General features: G+C 60.8%; 13 protein-coding genes and 1 riboswitch. Of the genes, 8 read left to right on the plus strand and 5 right to left on the minus strand.

The features are described from left to right. Positions 1 to 482 precede the first annotated feature (482 nt). Complete coding sequence (locus HTT03_RS13820; RefSeq protein ID WP_174860378.1) at positions 483 to 2,051, minus strand: 2-isopropylmalate synthase; 1,569 nt, start codon at positions 2,049 to 2,051, stop codon at positions 483 to 485. A gap of 301 nt (positions 2,052 to 2,352) precedes the next feature. Here HTT03_RS13820 and HTT03_RS13825 point away from each other — a divergent pair, with 301 nt between their 5' ends. After that, entirely contained in the window at positions 2,353 to 3,021 is a 669-nt protein-coding gene (locus HTT03_RS13825; RefSeq protein ID WP_174860379.1) for an SDR family NAD(P)-dependent oxidoreductase, read from the plus strand. Further along, positions 3,018 to 4,544 carry a cryptochrome/photolyase family protein gene (locus HTT03_RS13830; RefSeq protein WP_174860380.1) on the plus strand — a complete coding sequence of 509 codons (1,527 nt, stop codon included), beginning with the start codon at positions 3,018 to 3,020 and terminating at the stop codon, positions 4,542 to 4,544. The genes HTT03_RS13825 and HTT03_RS13830 overlap by 4 nt, the downstream gene beginning before the upstream one ends. A 5-nt stretch (positions 4,545 to 4,549) precedes the next feature. Here HTT03_RS13830 and HTT03_RS13835 read toward each other — a convergent pair whose 3' ends face one another. From HTT03_RS13835 to HTT03_RS13845, 3 genes are all read right to left on the minus strand, one after another. After that, complete coding sequence (locus HTT03_RS13835) at positions 4,550 to 4,906, minus strand: antibiotic biosynthesis monooxygenase family protein (protein WP_174860381.1); 357 nt, start codon at positions 4,904 to 4,906, stop codon at positions 4,550 to 4,552. A gap of 123 nt (positions 4,907 to 5,029) precedes the next feature. Beyond that, complete coding sequence (locus HTT03_RS13840) at positions 5,030 to 5,710, minus strand: DUF1236 domain-containing protein (protein WP_174860382.1); 681 nt, start codon at positions 5,708 to 5,710, stop codon at positions 5,030 to 5,032. Between the two features lie 235 nt (positions 5,711 to 5,945). Next, positions 5,946 to 7,511, minus strand: a complete 1,566-nt coding sequence (locus tag HTT03_RS13845) for a nitrilase-related carbon-nitrogen hydrolase (protein WP_174860383.1) — start codon at positions 7,509 to 7,511, stop codon at positions 5,946 to 5,948. 204 nt (positions 7,512 to 7,715) lie between these two features. Here HTT03_RS13845 and HTT03_RS13850 point away from each other — a divergent pair, with 204 nt between their 5' ends. The 4 genes from HTT03_RS13850 (at position 7,716) to HTT03_RS13865 (ending at position 12,701) form a co-directional block, all read left to right on the plus strand. Beyond that, positions 7,716 to 9,269, plus strand: a complete 1,554-nt coding sequence (locus HTT03_RS13850) for an MORN repeat-containing protein (RefSeq protein ID WP_174860384.1) — start codon at positions 7,716 to 7,718, stop codon at positions 9,267 to 9,269. 4 nt (positions 9,270 to 9,273) lie between these two features. Further along, positions 9,274 to 9,690 carry a DUF1801 domain-containing protein gene (locus tag HTT03_RS13855; RefSeq protein ID WP_174860385.1) on the plus strand — a complete coding sequence of 139 codons (417 nt, stop codon included), beginning with the start codon at positions 9,274 to 9,276 and terminating at the stop codon, positions 9,688 to 9,690. An 80-nt stretch (positions 9,691 to 9,770) separates the two neighbouring features. Then, positions 9,771 to 11,108, plus strand: coding sequence for a glutamate--tRNA ligase (gltX, locus tag HTT03_RS13860; RefSeq protein WP_174860386.1), 1,338 nt, complete (start codon positions 9,771 to 9,773; stop codon positions 11,106 to 11,108). Positions 11,109 to 11,303: 195 nt separating this feature from the next. After that, positions 11,304 to 12,701, plus strand: a complete 1,398-nt coding sequence (locus HTT03_RS13865; protein WP_174860387.1) for an MATE family efflux transporter — start codon at positions 11,304 to 11,306, stop codon at positions 12,699 to 12,701. On the opposite strand, the gene HTT03_RS13870 is transcribed toward HTT03_RS13865, so the two are convergent. After that, complete coding sequence (locus HTT03_RS13870; protein ID WP_174860388.1) at positions 12,645 to 13,235, minus strand: gamma-glutamylcyclotransferase family protein; 591 nt, start codon at positions 13,233 to 13,235, stop codon at positions 12,645 to 12,647. The two genes, HTT03_RS13865 and HTT03_RS13870, sit on opposite strands and share 57 nt — an antisense overlap. 101 nt (positions 13,236 to 13,336) lie before the next feature. Continuing rightward, positions 13,337 to 13,423: riboswitch (glycine riboswitch) on the plus strand. A gap of 150 nt (positions 13,424 to 13,573) precedes the next feature. Between HTT03_RS13870 and gcvT the strand changes: the two genes are divergently transcribed. Together gcvT and gcvH are read left to right on the plus strand one after the other, a co-directional pair. Then, positions 13,574 to 14,707, plus strand: coding sequence for a glycine cleavage system aminomethyltransferase GcvT (gene gcvT / locus HTT03_RS13875; protein WP_174860389.1), 1,134 nt, complete (start codon positions 13,574 to 13,576; stop codon positions 14,705 to 14,707). 21 nt (positions 14,708 to 14,728) lie between these two features. Beyond that, positions 14,729 to 15,088, plus strand: a complete 360-nt coding sequence (gene gcvH, locus HTT03_RS13880) for a glycine cleavage system protein GcvH (RefSeq protein ID WP_174860390.1) — start codon at positions 14,729 to 14,731, stop codon at positions 15,086 to 15,088. Position 15,089 lies beyond the last annotated feature (1 nt).

The raw sequence follows: 15,089 nt of genomic DNA on the forward strand, positions 1-15,089 counted from the left end.
CTCGCGAGCGCACATCACGGCTGAGCCATAAAGTGGTATCGACGCAGGTCGCATCGCCGACCCACGGGCAGACGCTTGCCCTCGTTCTTTACGGCTTTTAGTGTCGCAAGCCCGCAGGTAGCTAGGCAAAGGGGGGCGGACCGTCTTTCCCGACGGTTTTCCGTGCCACCGGGGCGGGATTTAAGCCGCGGGCGCCGGGCAAACGACTGCCCGCCCGTTACGCCAAACGCATGCCATTTAATATTTTCGCACCTCTGGTGTGGTGGGTAGGCGATTTGATGCGGCTGGGCGTAACCTCGCGAAGGAACATCACGGTTGAGCCATAGAGCGGTATCAAAGCACGTTACATTGCCGACCCGCAGGCAGATGATGGCCCTCAGTCTAATGGTTTAGAAGCGAGGCAGGGTCAGCCGCAAAAACCGGTCAGGGGGCAACCCTTAGCATAAACAAAAAGGGCGGCGTCTTACCCCCCGCCCCGTCGCTCAACTCACGTCTTTATAGTTAATCTCACGCTTATCCGTGCCGCCCTTCTCGCGCCGCACCAGCAGGCGGTTGAGCGCGTGGACATAGGCCCGCACGCTTGCCACAACCGTATCGGTATCGGCGGATTGCCCGGTCACGATGCGACCCTCTTCCTCCATCCGTACAGACACCGTCGCCTGCGCGTCGGTGCCTTCGGTCACCGCATGGACCTGATAGAGCTGCAACCGTGCCGTATGCGGCACCAGCGCCTTGATGCAGTTGAACGCCGCGTCAACCGGGCCATCGCCGGTCTGACTTGTCGACTGCTCTGCACCGTCCACTTCAAGCACCATATCCGCACTCTGCGGGCCTTCGGTGCCGCAAACCACTTTCAGCGACTTCAGGCGGATGCGGTCTTCTTCGGGGTCGGTCGCCGTGCGCATCAGCGCGATGAGGTCATCTTCGTAGATTTCTTTCTTACGATCCGCCAATTCCTTGAACCGGACAAAGACATCCTTGAGCTGATTGTCCCCCAGCTCAAACCCGAGGTCTTCCAACTTGGAGCGCAGCGCCGCACGGCCCGAATGTTTGCCCATGACGATATTGGTCTCAGTGAGGCCGACATCTTCCGGGCGCATGATCTCGAAGGTTTCGGCGTTCTTGAGCATCCCGTCTTGGTGGATGCCGCTCTCATGGGCAAAGGCATTCTTGCCGACAATTGCCTTGTTGAACTGCACCGCAAAGCCCGACACCGTCGCCACCCGGCGCGAGATGTTCATGATCTTGGTGCTGTCGATACGCGTCTCATAGGGCATGATGTCGTTGCGCACTTTGAGCGCCATGACGACCTCTTCAAGCGCGGTATTGCCAGCGCGTTCACCCAGACCGTTGATCGTGCACTCCACCTGACGCGCGCCCGCTTCGACCGCGGCGAGCGAGTTGGCCGTCGCCATGCCCAGATCGTTGTGGCAGTGAGTGGCAAAGATGATCTCATCCGCGCCGGGCACATTCTCCAGCAGCTTGGCGATCAGATCGGCGCTTTCGCGCGGCGCGGTATAGCCCACGGTGTCGGGAATATTGATCGTGGTGGCCCCGGCTTTGATGGCGATTTCAACAACGCGGTAGAGGTAATCAAGCTCGGTCCGCGTGGCGTCCATCGGCGACCATTGCACATTGTCACAAAGGTTGCGCGCATGGGTCACAGTCTCATGGATGCGGTCGGCCATTTCGTCTTGCGTGAGGTTCGGAATGGCACGGTGCAGGGGCGAGGTGCCGATGAAGGTGTGAATGCGCGGCTGGCGGGCGTGTTTTACGGCCTCCCAGCAGCGGTCGATATCGCCCAACTGCGCGCGGGCGAGGCCACAGATCACAGCGTTCTGGCTTTGGCGCGCAATCTCGCTCACCGCGTTAAAGTCACCTTCCGAAGCGATGGGAAAGCCCGCTTCGATAATGTCGACCCCCATCTCATCCAAAAGCTGCGCGATCTCCAGCTTCTCGGCATGGGTCATCGTCGCCCCGGGGGATTGTTCGCCATCCCGCAAGGTGGTGTCAAAAATCAGTACACGGTCCTGTTTCGTCATATCGGTCATCCTGGGTTCTTTCTTTGCTGGTCTCCTTGGCGCGCAACACATCCCTCTGAGCGGGCGCGCCGAAGGGCACGCTCAGAGGCGAATTAGGAGCAGCAAGTTGGCGCGCAGCAGGCCCGCGCAATCGCGCGGCAGGGTCGGGATATGGACGGCCTGTGTCATAGGGGTAGTTATACGCCCGTCTTTTCAAATGAAAAGGGGGTCTTGCGGGTTTTGTTTGCCCCTGCGTCAGCGCCGCCTATCTCCTTGTGAGCAAGGGAGCACAGATGCAGCAGATAGCAGTGAAACAGCAAAGTGAAGGCGCATGAGCACGCGGGTGCTTGTGATCGGCGCAAGCGGCGGAATTGGCGCGGCGCTGACGGCGGCTTACAGGGCGCGTGGCGATGATGTGGTCGCGCTGTCGCGCAGCGCTGATGGGCTGGATGTAACGGATGAGGCCTCCGTCGCCGAAGTGATGCAGAGGATTGACGGTCCATTCGACCGCGTGATCGTCGCCACTGGTGCTTTGGAGATCGACGGGGCGGCACCGGAAAAGTCGATCCGCTCCATAAGCCAAAAGGCAATGATGGATCAATTCGCACTAAATGCGGTCGGCCCTGCACTGATCCTGCGCCATGCGGGAAAGCTTCTGCCACGCGACAGGCGGGCGGTCTTTGCCGTTCTCTCAGCGCGGGTTGGCTCGATTGGCGATAACCGATTGGGAGGCTGGATCAGCTACCGCAGCGCCAAGGCGGCGGTGAACCAGATCGTCCATACCGCCGCGATTGAGCTAAGCCGCAGCCACACGCAAAGTATCTGCGTGGCGCTGCACCCCGGCACGGTCGAAACCGCCTTTACCGAGAAATATCTTGGTCGCCATCCTGCCGTTCCGCCGGCAGACGCGGCGCAGAATTTGCTCAAGGTGATGGACAGTTTGACGCCGGAAGACAGCGGCAACTTTTACGATTGGGCTGGAAAGGTGGTGCCGTGGTGAGCCGGCTTATTCTCGTCTTAGGCGATCAACTTTCCGCGCACCTTTCTGCGTTGCGTGAGGGTGATAAGGCCCGCGATGTGGTCGTCATGGCCGAAGTGGCACAAGAGGCTGAATATGTTCGGCATCACCCCAAGAAAATCGCGCTGGTCTTTGCCGCCATGCGCAAATTTGCCCGTGCGTTGGAGGCTGAGGGCTGGTCGGTGCGCTACACCCCGCTCGATGATCCCGAAAACGCAGGCTCCATCGTGGGTGAATTGCTGCGGCGTGCGCAGGAAACAGGCGCCGGTGAAGTGATCGCGACCGAACCCGGCGAATGGCGATTGGTGGAGAGCCTCACCCACGCCCCGATCCCGACATATCTTTTGCCGGATGATCGCTTTATCGCCAGCCGCAAACGGTTTGAGGATTGGGCGAAGGGACGCAAGGCGTTGCGGATGGAGTATTTCTACCGCGAGATGCGCCGCGAAACCGGGCTGCTGATGGAGGGCGACGCCCCCGCAGGTGGTAAGTGGAATTTTGACCACGACAACCGCAAACCGCCGAAAGAGGGTCTGGAATTTCCCGCCCCCATCAGCTTTGCCCCAGATGCAGAAACACAGGCTGTGTTGGACCTTGTGGCCGAGCGCTATGGCGAAAACTTTGGTGACTTGATGCCCTTTGATTTGGCGACCACGCGGGATGAGGCGTTGCAAGTGTTGGCGCATTTCGTCACCCACGCCCTGCCGCGTTTTGGCGATTACCAAGACGCGATGATGCAGGACCAACCCTATCTCTTTCACGCGCTGATCTCGCCTTACATGAACCTTGGCCTGCTAAGCCCGATGGAGGTTTGCCGCGCGGCGGAGAAGGCTTGGCAGGACGGTGACGTGCCGATCAACGCGGCCGAAGGGTTCATCCGACAAATCCTCGGCTGGCGCGAATATGTGCGCGGTATCTATTATCTCGAAGGGCCGGACTATACGACCCGCAACGCGCTGCGCCATGACAGGGATCTGCCCGCGTTCTATTGGGGGGCGGCCACGCATATGAACTGCATCAGCCAAACAGTCGCGCAGACCCAGAAATACGCCTATGCCCATCACATCCAACGGTTGATGGTCACGGGCAATTTCGCCCTGCTCGCCGGGGTCGACCCGCATCAGGTTCATGAGTGGTATCTGGAGGTTTATGCCGATGCCTATGAATGGGTCGAAGCACCAAATACCGTGGGCATGAGCCAATTCGCGGACGGCGGTGTGATCGCATCAAAGCCCTATGTTTCCTCGGGCGCGTACATTAACCGCATGTCGGATTACTGTAAAACCTGCGCCTATAGTGTGACGGCTAAGACGGGCGAGAAGGCCTGTCCGTTCAACCTGCTGTACTGGCATTTTCTCGACCGGCATCGCGACCGCTTCCAAGGCAACATGCGCATGAAGAACATCTATGCCGCATGGGACCGAATGGACGCCGAACGGCGCGAAACCGTGTTGCGGGACGCAAATGCCTGGCTCAGCCGATTGGACGCGAAAGAGGTCGTTTAAAGCGGTCAGGCGTCTTTTGGCGGGTGAGCTTCCTGACTGTCCTGCGGCGCCTCAGTGCGGTCAAACATACCGTAGTCGCGGATCACATGAGCGATGCGCAGGTGGTAGTCAGTAAATATGCCCGCCCGCCCTGCCTTTTGCGCGCCGCGATGGGCGGTCAGGCTGCGCCACGTCTGCACCGCTTCTTCGTCACGAAAGAAGGACAGAGACAGCAACTTGTCAGGATTGGTCAGGCTTTGGAACCGTTCGACCGAGATAAAACCGTCAACCTCTTCCAACAGCGGGCGCATTTCGGCGGCGATATCAAGATACGCGTCACGGTGATTGGGGTCTGGGAAGACTTCAAAGATAACGGCGATCATGGGGGGGCTCCTGCATTGTTGTGGGCAGCTTATGCTTTTTCGCCCAACCCCGCAGCAGGAAACACTGCATGAAAAAGGCCCGGAGATTGCTCTCCGGGCCGTCTTGAATGCTAGCTGCGTCGTTTAGCGTACAACGTCAACGATCAGGTTCGTCTCGTTGTCCACCAGAACGGTCGCGCCGTTGATGTTGACATAGCGGTACTCGGACTCTGGCACTTCATAGGTCTCGACAGTTGTCGGGATGCCTGCGCCAACGACCACTTCGCCATCCAGATACACGGTCTCAACCGGGTTTTCGCGGACGTAAGTCACGGTTTTCTCATCCGGTTCGGCTGCTGCGGAGCCTGCTGCACCGCCCAGAATGCCACCGGCTACGATACCGCCAATCGGGCCACCAACGGCTGCGGCGGTCAGTGCGCCGAGCGTGGCGCCAGCAGTCGCACCTGCGGTTTCATTTTTAGCAGTACCTTCGGGATCTTCATAGGTCACAGTGCCGATTTCGACGCTTGCGGGGCGTTCGGTCAGGGCCACAGCCTGCTCTTCAACTTCCACGGCAAGATAGTCGGAATAGGACCAACCTTGGGTGCCGTCAAAGCTGACTTGGCACCAGGACGCGCTGTCGAGGCAGCCATCGACCATAGCGGCTTCGCCGCCTGGGATGACGCCGACAATGTCATACTGTGGGCCGGGGCCCGAACGAACGTTAAGATCTGTTGCTGCGATCGCCTCAGCCGTCTGCGCATAGACCGGTGCCGCGGCACCAAGAGCGATTGCAGAGACCATTCCGAGTTTCATGATATTCATGTCGATATCCTTTCTTTCCGCAGCGCTGCACCCCGGTGGGATGCCGACGCCACCAGTTGCTCGTCGTGCCACCACAACACCAGCATTGCGGGAAGGTTCCGGGGGTTTGGTCGCTTTCGTTTTGACGCGGGAAAAGAGGGGAGAACTCGGCAATATACCGCAGAAAGTCGGCGGAAAATTGCTAAGGGTCAGGTGTTTAGATTCATGTGAAACTTTCGCGCAACGGGCGTGGTTATCATGAATCGAGCCAACGCTTCTGGGCCGCAATGCGCGCTATGGTGGTGTTTTTTGCACTGGAGAGTTTTAGCCCCAATCGGGGGATACGGCCCGCGCGGAAAACCTGTTGTGCTACGTTTTGAACAACGGCTTCTTCATACCCGGCGGCGATACAGTCGGCGGGGGTGGCGTGCTTTTCCAGCAGCAGCTTGAGAATGGCGTCGGTGGTTGCTGCGCGCGGCATGTCGGCCAAGGTTGCGACGGGTACAACCTCACCCGCCGGGCCGTTCATCCAATCACGGTGCTGCGCGTTCCGCCACTGGCTGAGCACAAGAACCTCACTGTCATAGAGGTCGCTGATCGGCGCAAGATGCGCGGAAGGGTTGCCCATGGCCACATCGGTCTTGCTAGCGCTGTCGAGCAGCGCCGCGCCGCGTTCCTCCGCGAGGGTTTGAAGCAGAAACCGCCGCAGGCCGAGGGCTGAGGCCGGGCCGGCTGGCATGTCTGCACCTTTTCGTAGCGCCGCGAGCGTCTCGCCAACATGACTTTGAAGCGTGCCGAGGGGTACGACGTCCAAGGTGCAGCCAAGGCGGGTGGCGGTAGACTCGGCCTGCTCCCGCGCGGCATCAAATGTTTCCGCGCCGGAGAAGTGAATACAGTGCAACTGATCCGGCCCTATCGCGTCAGCAGCGAGCGCGGCCACGAGCGCCGAGCAGGCGTCCCCCTCAAGCCCCAGTAACAGCTTGCGCTGCCCGCTTTTGCGCAGATGGTCGCGCAGACCCAACACAAGCGCGCGGTAGTCTTTCTCGGTTTCATCTGCTTGGACAGCGATATCGCCCGACAGCACACGCCAGCCCTCTGCACTGCGTTCGAGATCGACATGTGTCACAGCCACTTCGAAAGCGGGCAGTTGCTGCGTCAATGCCCCGCCGGGGTTCAGCGCAAAGGAAGCGCCATCGCAGACGTCCCGCCCCTCTGCGCCGATCTGGTTGAGGTAGATCAGCGGCAGCCCGGTTTCGATCACCCGCGCAACGGTGTGATTGAACCGCAGGTCCAATATGCCGCGCCGATAGGGGGAGGCATGGGGAGAAAGCAGCACCTCCGCGCCGGTTTCTTCCAACGTTTCGGCCACATCGGCCTCAGCAAGATCCGCGCCAATCGGACTGCCGAGCCGCAACCCCTCGACCACATAGGGGCCGGAGATCGGACCGGCGTCGAACAGCGCGACTTCATCGGCAGCGAGCCGGTGTTTCAGCACCCGCTGGGTGATACGCCCGTCTTGAAGGATGAGATAGGCGTTATATAGCTTCTCACCCTCCTGCCACGGCGCACCGATGGCAAGCGCAGGACCGTCGGCGCAGTCCCGTGCCAGTGTTTCAAGCTGCGCATAGGCATCGCGCAGAAATGCAGGGCTGCGCAGCAGGCCGCCCACGTTACCGGTCAGAAACATCTCGGGCAGGGCAATCAACTGCGCCTGCGCTGTGCGTCCGGTCGCCCATGCCTGCCGCGCCAAGGCGGCATTGCCTGCCAGATCACCAGCGGTGGGGTTCATCTGCCCCAGTGTGATGCGAAAACGGTCCGTCATGTGCAGGCTCCGGCAAAAGAGAGGGTGATCGCGATGTAGCAGATCGCGGCAGCAGCGAAACCCCCGCGCCAAGCCGGATGGGGGGTGTGACAAGGCGGATCGGCTGAATCCGGCATGGGCTGCCTGCAAAGCCGTTGCCTCTGGCCCCCATCAGCCTTAACCTCTTGCGGAAATGACATTTAACGAGATCGGGAAGTACCGCCCATGTTGCACCGCAGCCTGTCCATCTGTCTGATCGCCTTTCTGGCCGCGCCGCTCTGGGCGCAGGATGGGCAGGTGTTGACCAAGGAATATGACGACGGGGGCATCTACGAAGGCACCTTTCAGGGCGGTCTTCAGCACGGCACCGGCACCTATAAACTGCCCAATGGCTATGAATACACCGGCGAATGGGTCGAGGGCGAGATCAAGGGCGAAGGCGTGGCACGCTTTCCCAATGGCTCGGTCTATGAAGGCAATTTCGCCAAGGGAAAGCCGGATGGTCTGGGCAAGATCACCTTTGCCGACGGCGGCACCTATGAGGGCGAATGGGAAGCCGGTGCAATAATGGGGCAGGGTGTGGCGACCTATGCCAATGGCGTGCGTTATGAGGGTGGCTTTCGCAATGCCAAACATCACGGCAAGGGCGTGATGCAAAGCCCGGGCGGCTATGAGTACAAGGGCGATTGGGTCGATGGCGTCAAACAGGGTGTTGGCACGATCACCTATCCAGATGGCGCGGTCTATGAAGGCGAGATCGAAGGCGGCAAGCGCAGTGGCGAAGGCACGCTGACCATGCCGGATGGGCTGGTCTATGTCGGTCGGTGGAAAGACGGCCAGATCGACGGCACCGGCACGCTGACCCAGCCTAATGGCGATGTTTACGAAGGCACACTGGTTGCCGGACGTCGCGAGGGCAAGGGCAAGGTCACCTATGAAAACGGTGATGTCTATGAAGGCGACTTCAAAGACGACCGCCGCGATGGGCAAGGCACCTTCACCGGCACCGATGGCTATGTCTACACCGGCTCTTGGGTCGCCGGGCAGATCGAGGGCGAGGGACAAGTGACTTACCCTGATGGGTCGGTCTATGTCGGCACCTTCCGCGATGATCTGGCGGATGGTACCGGCAAGATCACCTATCCCGACGGCTCCACCTATGAAGGCGAATGGGTGGCTGGCGTGATTGAGGGCGAGGGTGTGGCCACCTATACCAATGGTGTGGTCTATGAGGGCGAGTTCAAAGACGCCCGCAACCACGGCCAAGGGGTGATGACCTATGCCGATGGTTATCGCTATGAAGGCGGCTGGAAAGACGGCCAGCGGCATGGGCAGGGCAAGGCGACCTATCCCGATGGCACGGTCTATGAAGGCGAATTCCGCAATGGGCAGCGGCACGGGCAAGGTAAGATCACCATGGCCAGCGGCTTTGTCTATGAGGGCGAATGGACCGAGGGCGAGATTGAGGGCGAAGGCGTGGCTACCTATGCCAATGGCGATGTTTATGAGGGAACATTCAAGGCTGGCAAACGCCAAGGCACCGGCACCATGCGCTATGCCAGCGGCGAGGAAGCCTCAGGCAATTGGCAGAATGGCGCGTTGAGCGATGGGACGCCCGAGGCCGCGCCAGAAGGGGAGACTGAGGCCGAGGCGCCGGCCGAGCCATTGCCTGCAGATGAGGCACCTGCTGACGAAGAAACGCCTGAAGCGGCTGCGCCCGCCGAAGATGTGACAGCTGAGGAAACCCCACCGCCCAGCACCGCAGCCGACGGGGGGTGACGCCGTGTCTGGGGTGGCGCCGAGCGAGGTGGTGGCTTTCTTAGAACAGGTCACACCGGAACGGCGTTTTCACGAAGCGGCAACGCTTGATCAGCTTTTTCAGCAGGTTACGGGCTTTGCCCCCCGGCTCTACTCTGGCGGCATCCTTGGCTACGGGACTTATGACTACACCTATGCCTCGGGCCATTCCGGCACGTCGCTTGCCACCGGCTTTGCCCCGCGCAAGGCGAAACTGTCGATCTATATTATGCCGGGATATGCGGACTTCTCTGCGATCCTGTCTCGTTTGGGCAAACATCGGATCGGCAAGTCTTGCCTCTATCTGAACAAACTGGCCGATGCAGACCTCAATGTTCTGGCCGAGCTTATCCGTGCAGGGTTGGCCAATCTGCAAAGCCACTGGCCCGTCCAGCCAACGTGAACCGTCGGGCTCCCACCCCCGCCTTTACTGGACAACGCCCGCGCCCTGTGGCAAGCCCGCGCGCAACAGGAGTACGCCCGATGTCCAACCCCACCGTCACCCGTTTCGCCCCGTCCCCCACTGGCTATATTCACGTGGGCAACCTGCGCACCGCGCTGATGAACTACCTTATCGCGCGCAAGGCGGGCGGGACATTTATCCTGCGCATCGACGACACTGATCCCGAGCGCAGCAAGGAAGAATATGTCGACGGGATCAAGCAAGACCTTGAATGGTTGGGCTTGGAATGGGACCGGGTTGAGCGTCAATCCGAACGGCTGGACCGCTACCACGCCGCTGCTGACGATCTACGGGCCAAGGGGCGGTTCTATGAGGCGTTTGAGACGCCGACGGAACTGGACCTGAAACGCAAGAAGCAGCTCAACATGGGAAAGCCGCCAGTTTACGACCGCGCGGCGCTGAACCTCAGCGATTCCGAGAAAGACGCTCTGCGTGCTGAACGGGGTGACGGGGTGTGGCGGTTCAAGTTGGACCATGAGCGGATCGAATGGGACGACGGTATTCTGGGCGATATCTCCATCGACGCGGCCTCGGTCAGTGACCCGGTGCTCATTCGCGGCGACGGGCAGATCCTTTATACGCTGGCAAGCGTGGTGGATGACACCGAAATGGGCGTGACCCATGTGGTGCGCGGCTCGGACCATGTGACGAACACTGCCACGCAGATCCAGATCATGCAGGCGTTGGGCAATGGCGCGGTGCCGTCCTTTGCGCACCATTCGCTGCTCACCGGCCCGCAGGGCGAAGCGCTGAGCAAACGTCTTGGCACACTGGCGCTGCGCGATCTGCGTGAGCAGGGGGTGCAGCCCTTTGCGCTTTTAAGCCTGATGGCGCGGCTGGGGTCGTCGGACCCGGTGGAACTGCGCACCGATATGGCGGCATTGGTTGAGGGGTTTGACATCAACCGCTTTGGCTCTGCCCCGACGAAATTCGATGTGCAGGACCTCTTCCCGCTGACCGGGCGCTATCTGCAACAACTGCCGCTTGAGGCGGTGAAGGACGACATCATCGCGATGGGCGTGCCAGAGGAAAAAGCCGCGCAGTTCTGGGCAGTGACGCGCGAGAATATCTCGACGCTCAAAGACCTTGATGCGTGGTGGGTCATGTTCCGCGATGGCGCCGAGCCGGTCATTGCCGAGGAAGACCGCGAGTTTGTGGCTCAAGCGATGCTGCTGCTGCCCGAGATGCCTTTTGATGAGACCACATGGGGCAGTTGGACCGCGCAGGTGAAAGAAGCAACAGGCCGCAAGGGTCGGGGGCTGTTCCGGCCTTTGCGTCTGGCGCTGACCGGTCAGGATCACGGGCCGGAGATGGCGCAGGTCATGCCGTTGCTGCAAAATATCAAAGCACGCGGCTAGATCCGTCTGTCGGACCGGGGGCGCTGCCCCCGGACCCCCGCGGGTATTTTTAAAAGGATGAAAAGGGGAGGGCGGTGGCGCTCTCCTTTTTGCTGTGCGGCTTGTGGTTTCGCGGTGTTGTAGCGATTGTGATCCTATGTGCCGGAACGCTGGCGGGGGTTGCGGGTAGGGCTGGGGATCATGGGGAGGCGGCGGATGGCATCGGGTGCGCGGGCGACATTTCTGAGGGGCAATCTGTTTCGCCATGTTGCGGTGATGTCGCTGACCTCTTCGGTCGGACTAATGGCGGTGTTTCTGGTCGATTTCGTCGATATGATTTTTATCGCCATGCTGGGCAAGTCTGAGCTGGCGGCGGCTGTTGGCTATGCCGGGGCGATCCTGTTTTTCACGACTTCTTTTGGCATTGGGCTAAGCATCGCTGCGGGCGCGCTGGTGGCACGGGCGCTTGGGCAGGGGGATGACGCGCTGGCGCGGGAGCGGACCACCCATGCGTTGAGCTATGGCGCGGTCTTTGGGCTGATATTTTCGGTAGCGATTTGGTTGGCGCTGCCCCTGTTGGTGGGGCTCTTGGGCGCCACGGGGGAGACAGCGCAGCAGGCGGTGTTGTTTTTGCAGATCGTTGTGCCGTCGGTGCCGTTTTTGATCCTTGGGATGATGGGCGGGGCGGTGCTGCGGGCGCATGGGGATGCGCGGCGGGCGATGTTTGCCACGATTTCTGGCGGGGTGGTGAATGCAGTGTTGGACCCGATCCTGATTTTTGGGTTGGATCTGGAACTGACGGGCGCGGCGATTGCGTCGTCCATCGCGCGGGTGGTGATCGCGGGCATGGCAATGTGGCCGCTGTTTCGGCATCACGGCGGGGTGGCGGCGCCGCGTTTGGCGGGGATGGCGCGGGATCTTGGGCCGGTGCTGTCAATCGCTTTTCCCGCCATTCTTGCACAGATCGCCACGCCTGTGGGGCAAGCCTATGTCACCCGCGCGATGGCGGGCTATGGCGAAGCGGCAGTGGCCGGCATGGCGATCGTGACGCGGATGATGCCGGTGGCATTTGGCGTGATTTTCGCGCTGTCGGGGGCTGTGGGGCCGATCATCGGGCAGAACTTTGGGGCGGGGGATTTGCACCGGGTGCGGCGCGGCTTTGATGCGGCGGTGGTTTTTGTTGCCGTGGTGATCGTTGTGGTGTCGACTGCGCTTTATTTCATGCGCGAAATGATTGCGGCGCTGTTTGAGGCGGAGGGGGTCACCCGCGAGTTGATCTATCTGTTTTGCGGGCCGCTGGCGCTGGCGTTTTTCTTTCCCGGTGTGATGTTTGTGGCCAATGCCACCTTCAACAACATGGGGCGGCCCTTCCTGTCGACCTTTACCAATTGGGGGCGCAATGCGGTGGCGCTCATTCCGCTTGTTTGGCTCGGTTCGGTTCTGTTTGGCGCCCCCGGCGTCTTGATCGGGCAGTTTGCCGCCGGGGTTGTGTTTGGCAGCGTGGCTTGGGTGCTGGCGCGGCGCACGATTGCGCGGGGCGGCAGGCCCGGGGTGCGGTCAGAAATTTTTGGCCGCGAAGGCCGCCTCATGGCGTTGTTTCACGCGCGCCGATAAGCGGTTTATGTGGTGGTCGACCACCGCGGTTTCCTCATCCGTCAGCGTCTGGTGGCGGGGGTAGAGGGGGGCTGCGCGGTCGTCAAGGATGGGGGTGTCCCAGCCGTCTGTCGTGTCGAAGAAACGCGCCGCGCCATCTGTGCCGAATTCGCGCAGGAAACCTTGGACCACCACGTCGAGATAGCTCAGCAGGATGACATGATCGCCATCGTTGACCGCGATTTCCGGCGGGATGGCGTAGTGCGCGATGTCGGGCGCGGGGACCAGATCATGCACCACTGCGCCGCCTGAGGCGTGGCGTTCGTAGCTGTATTCGCGTTGGTCAAGTGCGGCCCAATCGGCACCCGGCACGGCGGCGATCAGACCGTCGATGCGGGTTGCCGGGTCCTGCACCACGGAAAGGTAGACGATATCGCGCCCTTCGGTGCGCACCCATTGGCGCCGCCAGCCGTCAAGCTGCGCCGGGCGGGCGTCGGGGTAGCTGTGGGTGTTGCGGTTCACGAGGCTGCCGTAGCCAAAGAAATAGGGGGTCATCAGGGGTGCTTTCCGATTGCCGTGTTGCCGCTACCAAAACATGTGTCGCATCGGCCCACAACCATGCTTGACGCAGAGGTATGCCGCAGCATACGAAAGGGCCAATCGTCACGGGAGAATCGGTTAACACCGATGCCGAAGGAGCAACCGCCCCGGAAACTCTCAGGCCCCAGGACCGTGACGTGACCAAAGACTCTGGAGAGAGGCGCGGATGCGCACGCCGAAGGGATAACGATCTCAGGCGGAAGGACAGAGGGGGCATCATGCGCGGCGATAGCGGCGCTAAGGTGCCGGCGTGGTCATAAGGTCATCCGGAAGCGACAGGAAAGGCGAACCGGATGAGCGATCTCAAGCAGACGGCATTGCATGATTTGCATGTGGAACTGGGGGCCAAGATGGTGCCCTTTGCGGGCTATTCCATGCCCGTGCAATACCCCCTTGGCGTGATGAAGGAACATCTGCACACTCGCGCTGCCGCCGGGTTGTTCGATGTGAGCCATATGGGGCAGGTCGTGCTGCGGGCGAAATCTGGCAGCTACGAAGATGCGGCCTTGGCGTTGGAGCGGCTGGTGCCGGTCGATGTTCTGGGCTTGGGCGAGATGCGCCAGCGCTATGCCATGTTTACCGATACCACGGGCGGTATCTTGGACGATCTGATGCTGGCGAATATGGGTGATCACATTTTCGTCGTGGTCAATGCAGGCTGTAAGGATGACGACATCGCGCTGATGAAAGAAGCGCTGTCGGACAGTTGCGCGATCGAAGTGCTGGAAGATCGCGCGTTGCTCGCGTTGCAGGGGCCACAGGCCGAAGCCGTTTTGGCGAAGTTGCAGCCCGCCGTTGCGGATATGAAATTCATGGATGTGGCGCAGGACGTCGATCTTGATGGGGTCCAAGCCACGATCTCGCGCTCTGGCTATACCGGCGAAGATGGGTATGAAATCTCGGTCGCCAATGATGATGCGGAGACGCTGGCGCGCCGGTTGTTGGCGATGGATGAAGTCGCGCCGATCGGTCTTGGCGCGCGCGACAGTTTGCGGCTGGAAAGCGGTCTGTGTCTCTATGGCCATGACATCGACACCACCACCACACCGGTCGAGGCGGGGCTGAACTGGGCCATCCAGAAGGTGCGGCGCGAAGACGGAGAACGGGCCGGCGGCTTCCCCGGCGCGGGTGTCGTGCTGCAACAGCTTGCCGATGGCGCCGTGCGCAAGCGGGTGGGTCTATTGCCCGAGGGTCGCGCACCGATGCGCGAAGGGGTGGCGATCTATGATGCGGCTGAAGGCGGCAATGAAGTGGGCAAAGTGACCTCCGGCGGCTTTGGTCCGACGGTTGGCGGCCCGGTTGCCATGGGCTATGTCACCGCCGAGCATGCGAAGGTCGATACGCCGCTTTGGGGCGAGGTACGCGGCAAGCGCTTGCCACTGACTGTCACGAAAATGCCGTTCGTTGCGGCGAACGTCAAACGCTGAACCTACACAGGGATGATTAAGATGAAATTTACCGAAGAACATGAATGGCTGCGCGTCGAGGGTGACGAAGTGGTCGTGGGCATCACCACGCACGCCGCAGAGCAGTTGGGCGATGTCGTATTCGTGGAACTGCCCGACGAAGGCACCACCGTCAGCAAGGATGACGAAGTGGTCGTGATCGAATCCGTCAAGGCGGCGTCAGACATCCTTGCCCCCATCGATGGTGAGATCACCGAGGTGAACAGCACGCTCACCGACAACCCCAGCATGGTGAATGATGATCCGCAGGGCGAGGCGTGGTTCTTCAAGCTGAAGTTCACCGACGCCAGCCAGATGGACGACTTCATGGACGAAGCGACCTATCAGAAATTCATCGGCTGAA

This window comes from Sulfitobacter maritimus (genome assembly GCF_013346665.1).
Taxonomy (GTDB): Bacteria; Pseudomonadota; Alphaproteobacteria; order Rhodobacterales; family Rhodobacteraceae; genus Sulfitobacter; species Sulfitobacter maritimus.

Bases quoted from the DNA above. Each gene is read 5' to 3' on its own strand.
- HTT03_RS13820 (WP_174860378.1), bottom strand. From the start codon at position 2,051: ATGACCGATATGACGAAACAGGACCGTGTACTGATTTTTGACACCACC.
- HTT03_RS13825 (WP_174860379.1), top strand. From the start codon at position 2,353: ATGAGCACGCGGGTGCTTGTGATCGGCGCAAGCGGCGGAATTGGCGCG.
- HTT03_RS13835 (WP_174860381.1), bottom strand. From the start codon at position 4,906: ATGATCGCCGTTATCTTTGAAGTCTTCCCAGACCCCAATCACCGTGAC.
- HTT03_RS13840 (WP_174860382.1), bottom strand. From the start codon at position 5,710: ATGAATATCATGAAACTCGGAATGGTCTCTGCAATCGCTCTTGGTGCC.
- HTT03_RS13845 (WP_174860383.1), bottom strand. From the start codon at position 7,511: ATGACGGACCGTTTTCGCATCACACTGGGGCAGATGAACCCCACCGCT.
- HTT03_RS13850 (WP_174860384.1), top strand. From the start codon at position 7,716: ATGTTGCACCGCAGCCTGTCCATCTGTCTGATCGCCTTTCTGGCCGCG.
- gltX (WP_174860386.1), top strand. From the start codon at position 9,771: ATGTCCAACCCCACCGTCACCCGTTTCGCCCCGTCCCCCACTGGCTAT.
- HTT03_RS13865 (WP_174860387.1), top strand. From the start codon at position 11,304: ATGGCATCGGGTGCGCGGGCGACATTTCTGAGGGGCAATCTGTTTCGC.
- HTT03_RS13870 (WP_174860388.1), bottom strand. From the start codon at position 13,235: ATGACCCCCTATTTCTTTGGCTACGGCAGCCTCGTGAACCGCAACACC.
- gcvT (WP_174860389.1), top strand. From the start codon at position 13,574: ATGAGCGATCTCAAGCAGACGGCATTGCATGATTTGCATGTGGAACTG.
- gcvH (WP_174860390.1), top strand. From the start codon at position 14,729: ATGAAATTTACCGAAGAACATGAATGGCTGCGCGTCGAGGGTGACGAA.